Below are 7300 nucleotides of genomic sequence, written 5' to 3'. Positions count from 1 at the left end.
GCCTGATCCAGATGGCCGCTCCCGGCGTGACGGCACTGATCGATCCGCTGGCTCCCGATATCGACCTGAAGCCGTTCTTCAGGCTGATGGCCAACGAGGCGGTGGTCAAAGTCTTCCACGCCGCGCGGCAGGACATCGAAATCATCGTCCATCTCGGCGATCTGGTTCCGCATCCAGTGTTCGACACGCAAGTGGCGGCGATGGTCTGCGGCTTCGGCGACAGCGTTTCCTACGATCAGCTCGTGCAGCGCATCACCGGCGCGCGGCTCGACAAGTCGTCGCGCTTCACCGACTGGCGCCACCGGCCGCTTTCCGACAAGCAGCTCGACTATGCGCTGGCCGACGTCACCCATCTGATCGAGGTCTATCAGCACCTCAGCGCCGAACTGGCGCGCGAAAACCGCGCCCATTGGCTCAACGAGGAAATGGAGGTGCTGACCTCGCGCGAGACCTATGATCCGCACCCCGAGGACGCCTGGAAACGGCTGAAGATGCGGCTGCGCAAGCCGCAGGAACTGGCGATCGTGCAGGGCGTTGCGGCGTGGCGCGAGCGCGAGGCGCGCGAACGCGACGTGCCGCGCGGCCGCGTGCTGAAGGACGACGCGATCTACGAGGTGGCGCAGCAGGCGCCGCGCGACGCGGCAGCCCTTGGCAAGCTGCGCACGACGCCGAAGGGCTGGGAGCGCTCGTCGACGGCAACGGCGCTGCTCGGCGCGGTCAACACCGCCCTTGCCTTGCCCAAGGAGCAGATGCCGAAACTGCCAAAGAGTTTCCAGCCGCCCGAGGGCTCGAGCGCCGCGGCGGAACTGTTGAAGGTGCTGCTGCGGATCGTCGCCGAAAAGGAAGGCGTCGCGTCCAAGGTGCTGGCCTCCAGCGACGACATCGACCGTATCGCCGCCGAGGGCGAGGACGCCGACGTACCGGCCCTGCAGGGCTGGCGGCGCGCGGTGTTCGGCGAGGCCGCGCTCAAGCTGGTGCGCGGCGAGATCGGCATCAAGTTCGACAAGCGCAAGATTGCGGTGTTCGACCTGTAGACGTCCCTCGCGGACTTTCCTTCTCCCCTTGCGGGAGAAGGAAAAGGTGCTCTGCTCAAACCACGCCGAGCAGGTGTAGGGCGAACCAGATCCATCCCAGCAGGAGAATCACCGCACTGACGAAGAACGAGCGGCTGCGCAGCAGCAGATTGTTGCTGGTCAGGTGAACCCAGGCGTGGAAATAGCGCGATGCGACGAAAATCCACATCAGCGCCAGGGTCAGATAGTTGACGCCGTTGGTCAGGTGCAGCGTCAGGCACAGCACATAGAACAGCACCGGCAGCTCGAACTGGTTGGTGAGATTGGCGGCAACGGTGACGCTGGAGGCCGGCTCGGTCGAACGCACCTTGAACTGAGCTGGCTTCGCCTCGCCTGACCTGATTGCGCCGTATCTGCGGCGACCCAGGACGCAGTAGACGATGTAGATCAGCAGCACATGCGCCAGAACAGGCCAGAAGATCGTGGTCTGGTTCACGAAGTTTCCCCTAGCGGGCTGAGCTTTGCGCGCGGCATCAGGCCAGGCGTTTCTGGCCTGCCAGCCAGAAGGCGGCAATGACGATCACCGGGACGGCGAAAAGCGCGAATTTGGTGACGGTGAGCGCCGAAGCCAAAGACAGCGAGTCCGGATTCGCCGACAGGAAATCGGACAGAAGCCGCGCTACCGCGATGTTCTGGGCGTAGTCGGCAAGCGTGTAGGGCAGCACCAGGACCAGCGCGAAGATCGACTGCAGCTGCACCGGCTGCACGCGGAAAGCCTTCAATCGCCGGCCGGTGGCCAGGATCAGGCTGACCAGCGTCACAGACAGCAGCGCCGGGAACAACAGATCGAAGGTCAGATAGTGCCAGACGAGAATGATCTCGCCGCCGCGCCGGCCGAGTGCCGTCAGCCAGGCCATGCCTTCGTCCGGAGTGAAACCGAAAATACGCATGTCGAGTGATGGCAAGCCGCCGCTCAACTGGCGGAAGTAGAGGAATTCCATAGCCGTCATGGCGATGAAAACCACCGCCGACAGGAAACAGAGTGCGCCTGCGTGGCGCGGCAGCCGCAGGATCGTTGCCGTCAGGCTCCGCCCGAGCCCGTACTGGTCAGGCTCCGCCGGGATAGTTCGGGCTTTCGCGGGTAATCGTGACGTCATGGGCGTGGCTTTCACGAAGTCCGGCATTGGATATGCGCACAAAGGTGGCGCGCTCGCGGAAATCGGCAAGGTCGCGGCCACCAACATAACCCATAGCGGCTTTCAAGCCGCCCGCAAGCTGGTGCAGCACGCCAGACACAGGTCCTTTGTAGGGAACCTGCCCTTCGATGCCTTCCGGGACCAGTTTCAGCGTGTCGCGCACCTCGGCCTGGAAGTAGCGATCGGCCGAGCCGCGGGCCATGGCGCCGACCGAGCCCATGCCGCGATAGGCCTTGAAGGAGCGGCCCTGGTGCAGATAGACCTCGCCCGGGCTTTCGTCGGTTCCGGCCAGCAGCGAGCCGATCATGGCCGCACTGGCGCCTGCGGCGAGCGCCTTGGCCAGATCGCCGGAATATTTGATGCCGCCATCGGCGATCACCGAGACGCCGGATTTGTGCGCCGTCTCGACCGCCGACATGATGGCTGAGAGCTGCGGCACGCCGACGCCGGCAACGATGCGGGTGGTGCAGATGGAACCCGGGCCGATGCCGACCTTGACGGCGTCGGCGCCGGCGTCGATCAGCGCCTGCGTGCCCGCGGCGGTGGCGACATTGCCAGCCAGGATGCGGACGGAGTTGGATAGTTTTTTCGCCCGCGTGACGGCGTCGAGCACGCGCTGCGAGTGGCCATGCGCGGTGTCGATCACCAGAAGGTCGACGCCGGCATCGATGAGGCGTTCGGCGCGCTCGAAACCGTCATCGCCGACGCTGGTGGCGGCGGCGGCGCGCAGGCGGCCCTGTGCGTCCTTGGTGGCGTGCGGATTGAGCTGCGACTTCTCGATATCCTTGACGGTGATCAGTCCGACGCAATTGCCCTGCCTGTCGACGACCACCAGCTTTTCGATCCTGTGCTGGTGCAGGAGGCGCTTGGCCTCGTCCTGGTCGACGTTCTCCTTGACCGTGATCAGGTTGTCACGGGTCATCAGTTCATGGACCTTCTGCGCCGGATCGGACGCAAAGCGCACGTCGCGATTGGTCAGGATGCCGATCAGCCGGCCGATCTTGTGGCCGCCGCTGCCGCCGTTCTCGACCACCGGAATGCCCGAGATCGAATAGCTGCGCATCAGGCCCAGCGCGTCGGCGAGCGTCGCGTCGGGGCCGATGGTGACGGGATTGACCACCATGCCGGATTCGAATTTCTTGACCTGCCGCACCTGCTCGGCCTGTTCGGCCGGCGAGAAATTGCGGTGGATGACGCCAATGCCGCCGGCCTGGGCCATGGCTATGGCAAGCCGGGCCTCGGTGACGGTGTCCATCGCCGCCGACAGGATCGGCACATTCAGGTCGATGTCGCCGGCGATGCGGGTGCGGACATCGGTTTCGCCGGGCATGACCTCGGAATGACCCGGCTGCAGCAGCACGTCGTCAAAGGTCAGCGCCAATGCGCCGGTGGACGTTTCGATGATTTTTGCCATGGCCAGTCCCTTGAACATAAAAACGGTGGGGGAATACAAAAAAGCGCTGGACCGGAATGGACAGCGCCGACTCGTTTCTTCCCTTTCAGGATTGGCGCTGGCTGGTACCACGTCCAAGCACCGATGAAAAGCGGATGATTTCACGCTCCCGGAAAGGTGACTTTCCGGCGAAGGGATGCCACCTGTGGTTGCCGGTCGCACAAAAGTGACAGCAAATTAATGCGACATCCCGGCGAAGGCATGGTAACCGCCCGCCTCAGGGCCGACATGCAACCGGCAACGCAACATTCAAGTCTGGACGCGTTCCTTGAACCGCACCATCCCGCTTATATTGGCGGTCGCCCTTTTCATGGAAAACATGGATTCGACTGTTATCGCGACATCGCTGCCGGCGATCGCCGTCGACATCCACACCAGCCCGATCGCGCTCAAGCTGGCCCTGACCGCCTATCTCGTCTCGCTGGCGATCTTCATTCCGATCAGCGGCTGGATGGCCGACCGTTTCGGCGCCAAGAATATCTTTCGCGCCGCGATCGCCGTCTTCATCGTCGGCTCGATCGCCTGCGCGCTCTCCGGTTCGCTGCCGGCTTTTGTGGTCTCGCGCTTCCTGCAAGGCATTGGCGGCGCCATGATGACACCGGTCGGGCGGCTGGTGCTGGTGCGCGCGACACCGAAGAGCGAACTCGTCGCGGCGATGTCCTGGCTAACCGTTCCGGCGTTGGTCGGACCGTTGGTCGGGCCGCCGGTCGGCGGCTTCATCACCACCTACTTCACCTGGCACTGGATCTTCCTGATCAATGTGCCGATCGGCCTGATCGGCATCTGGCTGGCGACGCGTTTCCTGCCGGAGACCGAATCGATGGAGACGCCGCCGCTCGACTTCCTCGGCTTCGTGCTAAGCGGGCTGGCGGCATCCGGCGTGGTTTTCGGCCTGTCGGTGGTGAGCCTGCCCTATTTGCCGCCGGCCACCGGCCTTATCACCGTAGCGGTCGGCCTGCTGTCGGGCGCGCTCTATCTGCTGCACGCGCGGCGCGCCAAAAATCCCTTGCTGGCGCTCGAATTGTTCCGCAACCAGGTGTTCCGCTCCTCGGTGCTTGGCGGCGGACTGTTCCGCATCGGCATTGGTGCCGTGCCGTTCCTGCTGCCGCTGATGTTCCAGATCGGTTTTGGGCTGACGCCGTTCCAGTCCGGCATGATCACCTTCGTCTCGGCGATCGGCGCCATCGGGATGAAGTTTGTCACCGCGCTGATCTTCCGCGTCGCCGGCTTCCGCCGCGTCCTGGTTGTCGGTTCTCTGGTCGCCGCCGCCTCGATCGCCATCAACGGCCTGTTCACACCCGACACACCCTATCTCTTGATGCTGGCCATGCTGCTCGTCGGCGGCTTCATCCGCTCGATGTTCTTCACCGGCGTCAATGCGCTCGCCTATGCCGAGGTTTCGGCTGAAGACACCAGCAAGGCGACACCGATCACGGCGGTGTTCCAGCAGTTGTCGGTCGCGCTCGGCGTGGCGCTGGCCGGCGGAATCCTGGAGGTGTCCACGAGCCTGCACGACAGGTCACTGACGCTGGCGGATTTCCACACCGCGTTTTTCGTCGTCGCGGCGATTTCCGCCGCCGCGTCGCTGTCGTTCATGCGGCTGGCGCCCGATGCCGGCAACGCCATCTCCGGCCACGGCCGCCTGACCACACCCAAGACGCTGGAAACGAGCACGGCGGGGAAGTAGTTCCCTCTTGCCTTCTCCCCTGTGGGAGAAGGTGGATCGGCGCGAAAGCGCCGAGACGGATGAGGGGTGTTCCAGCGGAGTGAAACGTTGGCGCTCCCTGGAGCTCATCCGTCGCCTTCGGCGACACCTTCTCCCAGGGGAGAAGGAAGATCTCGCCCTTTGAAATCCTTGGCCAGCAAATAAAGCTCGACCGATTCATCCCGCGACGCCGGCGGCTTGACGTGATGGACCGAGCGGAAATTCTTCTTGAGCATGGAGAGCAGTTCGTTTTCGGCGCCGCCCTGGAAGGTCTTGGCAAGGAAGTGCCCGCCTGGCTTCAGCACCGACAGCGCGAAATCGGCCGCCACCTCGCACAGATGCATGGTGCGGATATGGTCGGTCCGCTTGTGGCCGGTGGTCGGTGCCGCCATGTCGGACAACACGATATCGGGATCCCCACCCAGCGCCTCGGCCAGCTTCTGCGGCGCCTGCGGATCGAGGAAATCCATCAGCAGCACCGGTGCGCCGGGCACGGCGTCCATTTCGAGATAATCGATGCCGATGACATGCGGCTTGTCGGCCGTCGATTTCGTCCGCGCGGCGGCGACCTGGCACCAGCCGCCGGGGGCGGCACCGAGGTCGATCACCTTCATGCCGGGTTTCAACAGATGATGCTTGTCGTCGATCTCGATCAGCTTATAGGCCGCGCGTGAGCGATAGCCGTCGGCCTTGGAGCGCTGGACATAGGGATCGTTGATGTGGCGCTGCAGCCAACGGCGCGACGATTCCTTCAGCCCGCTCTTCTTCTTGATCCGCGTCTTCAGCACGCGAATGCTGGCGGATCCTGGTTTTTCCGGTTTCTTGGTCATTGCCTGATTTCTGGTCCGGGTTTTCTCGCTCGTCGAGTTGTGCTCATTTTTCGACGTCTGCGCGTTTCGTGAAGGGCTTCCCCCACTCCGTCTCGGCTTCGCCGAGCCACCTCTCCCCCCTCCGGAGGGAGAGGAAGGGAGCCAGCCTGCATAAGTTCACGCCTTTCCTCTCCCCGTCGATCGGGGGAGAGGTGTCGAGCGTAGCTCGACGGAGTGGGGGTCGACTGTTCACGCTCTGCCACGCCCATCGTTGCGCCAGACGCCATCATCGGCCATCAATTCGCTCAAAATACCTTCGCGCAGGCCACGATCGGCGACCCGCAACCGCTCGGACGGCCATACGGCGCGGATCGCTTCGAGGATAGCACAGCCGGCCAGTACCAGATCGGCGCGATCGGCACCGATGCAAGGGTTGGCGCAGCGCTGCTGGAAATCCCAGCCAACCAGTCTTTCGACCATGCGGTCGACGCTGTCGCGGTCCATCCACAGCCCGTCGACACGGCGGCGATCATAGCGCTCGAGTTCAAGGTGGACACCGGCCAGCGTCGTCACCGTTCCGGACGTGCCCAGCAGATGGAAATTCGGGCTGGCCTTGAGATGGCTCAGCCGATCGCGACCGTCGAAGCTGGCCAGCCGGCCGGCAACGTCATCGACCATGGCGGCGAAGATCTCGCGCGTCACCGTGCGGCCGCCAAAGCGCTCGGCCAGCGAGACGACGCCGACCGGCAGCGACGTCCACGACACGATATGATTGGCCAACCTCGGCGAACGGCGGCCGGCGAGATCGATGAGCGCGATTTCCGACGAACCGCCGCCAATATCGAACAGCACGACGCCTTGGGTGTCGCGCTCGACCAGCGAGCCGCAGCCGGACACCGCCAGCCGCGCCTCGGTCTGGCGGTCGATGATCTCGAGCTTCAGGCCGGCCTCGCGTTCGACGCGGTCGATGAATTCGACGCCGTTTTCGGCCGTGCGGCAGGCCTCGGTGGCGATCAGCCGGGCTTTTCTGATCTTGCGGTTGCGCAATTTGTCGCCGCAGATTTTCAGCGCCTCGACCGCGCGGTCCATCGCCGGCTGGCCGAGCCGGCCATTGGCGGTGAGCC

At 64.2% G+C, this 7300-nt stretch carries 7 protein-coding genes; 2 read left to right on the top strand and 5 right to left on the bottom strand.

All coding sequences use genetic code 11. The annotated features are described in order from the left end of the window. Positions 1-1034 (top strand): ribonuclease D (gene rnd / locus EN884_RS18910; RefSeq protein WP_128360674.1); only part of this gene is annotated, 1034 nt, incomplete at its 5' end. Between the two features lie 55 nt (positions 1035-1089). On the opposite strand, the gene EN884_RS18905 is transcribed toward rnd, so the two are convergent. Genes EN884_RS18905 through guaB form a run of 3 tightly spaced genes read right to left on the bottom strand, consistent with a single transcriptional unit; the run spans position 1090 to position 3623 of the window. Further along, positions 1090-1509: an MAPEG family protein gene (locus EN884_RS18905; protein ID WP_063167750.1), complete on the bottom strand. Its 420-nt coding sequence runs from the start codon at positions 1507-1509 to the stop codon at positions 1090-1092. Between the two features lie 37 nt (positions 1510-1546). Beyond that, positions 1547-2170: a hypothetical protein gene (locus EN884_RS18900; protein ID WP_082826435.1), complete on the bottom strand. Its 624-nt coding sequence runs from the start codon at positions 2168-2170 to the stop codon at positions 1547-1549. After that, positions 2121-3623 (bottom strand): IMP dehydrogenase, encoded by a 1503-nt coding sequence (gene guaB / locus EN884_RS18895; protein WP_013532286.1) that lies wholly within the window; start codon positions 3621-3623, stop codon positions 2121-2123. Before guaB ends, EN884_RS18900 begins: the two co-directional genes overlap by 50 nt. Positions 3624-3930: 307 nt before the next feature. Here guaB and EN884_RS18890 point away from each other — a divergent pair, with 307 nt between their 5' ends. Beyond that, positions 3931-5349, top strand: coding sequence for a DHA2 family efflux MFS transporter permease subunit (locus EN884_RS18890; protein WP_013532287.1), 1419 nt, complete (start codon positions 3931-3933; stop codon positions 5347-5349). 104 nt (positions 5350-5453) lie between these two features. Here the strand turns inward: EN884_RS18890 and EN884_RS18885 are convergent, their stop codons facing one another. Together EN884_RS18885 and EN884_RS18875 are read right to left on the bottom strand one after the other, a co-directional pair. Continuing rightward, positions 5454-6197 carry an RlmE family RNA methyltransferase gene (locus tag EN884_RS18885; RefSeq protein ID WP_013532288.1) on the bottom strand — a complete coding sequence of 248 codons (744 nt, stop codon included), beginning with the start codon at positions 6195-6197 and terminating at the stop codon, positions 5454-5456. Positions 6198-6425: 228 nt separating this feature from the next. Further along, positions 6426-7300 (bottom strand): Ppx/GppA phosphatase family protein (locus tag EN884_RS18875; RefSeq protein ID WP_164895055.1); only part of this gene is annotated, 875 nt, incomplete at its 5' end.

Source organism: Mesorhizobium sp. M7A.F.Ca.AU.001.01.1.1 (assembly GCF_004022735.1).
GTDB classification, from domain to species: domain Bacteria; phylum Pseudomonadota; class Alphaproteobacteria; order Rhizobiales; family Rhizobiaceae; genus Mesorhizobium; species Mesorhizobium ciceri.
The sequence above is the reverse complement of the archived record's forward strand: the minus strand, read 5'-3'. Positions and strand labels throughout refer to the sequence as shown.

What these genes read in the sequence shown, in the direction of transcription:
- EN884_RS18900 (WP_082826435.1), bottom strand. Translation starts at nt 2,170, where the DNA reads ATGACGTCACGATTACCCGCGAAAGCCCGAACTATCCCGGCGGAGCCT.
- guaB (WP_013532286.1), bottom strand. Translation starts at nt 3,623, where the DNA reads ATGGCAAAAATCATCGAAACGTCCACCGGCGCATTGGCGCTGACCTTT.
- EN884_RS18885 (WP_013532288.1), bottom strand. Translation starts at nt 6,197, where the DNA reads ATGACCAAGAAACCGGAAAAACCAGGATCCGCCAGCATTCGCGTGCTG.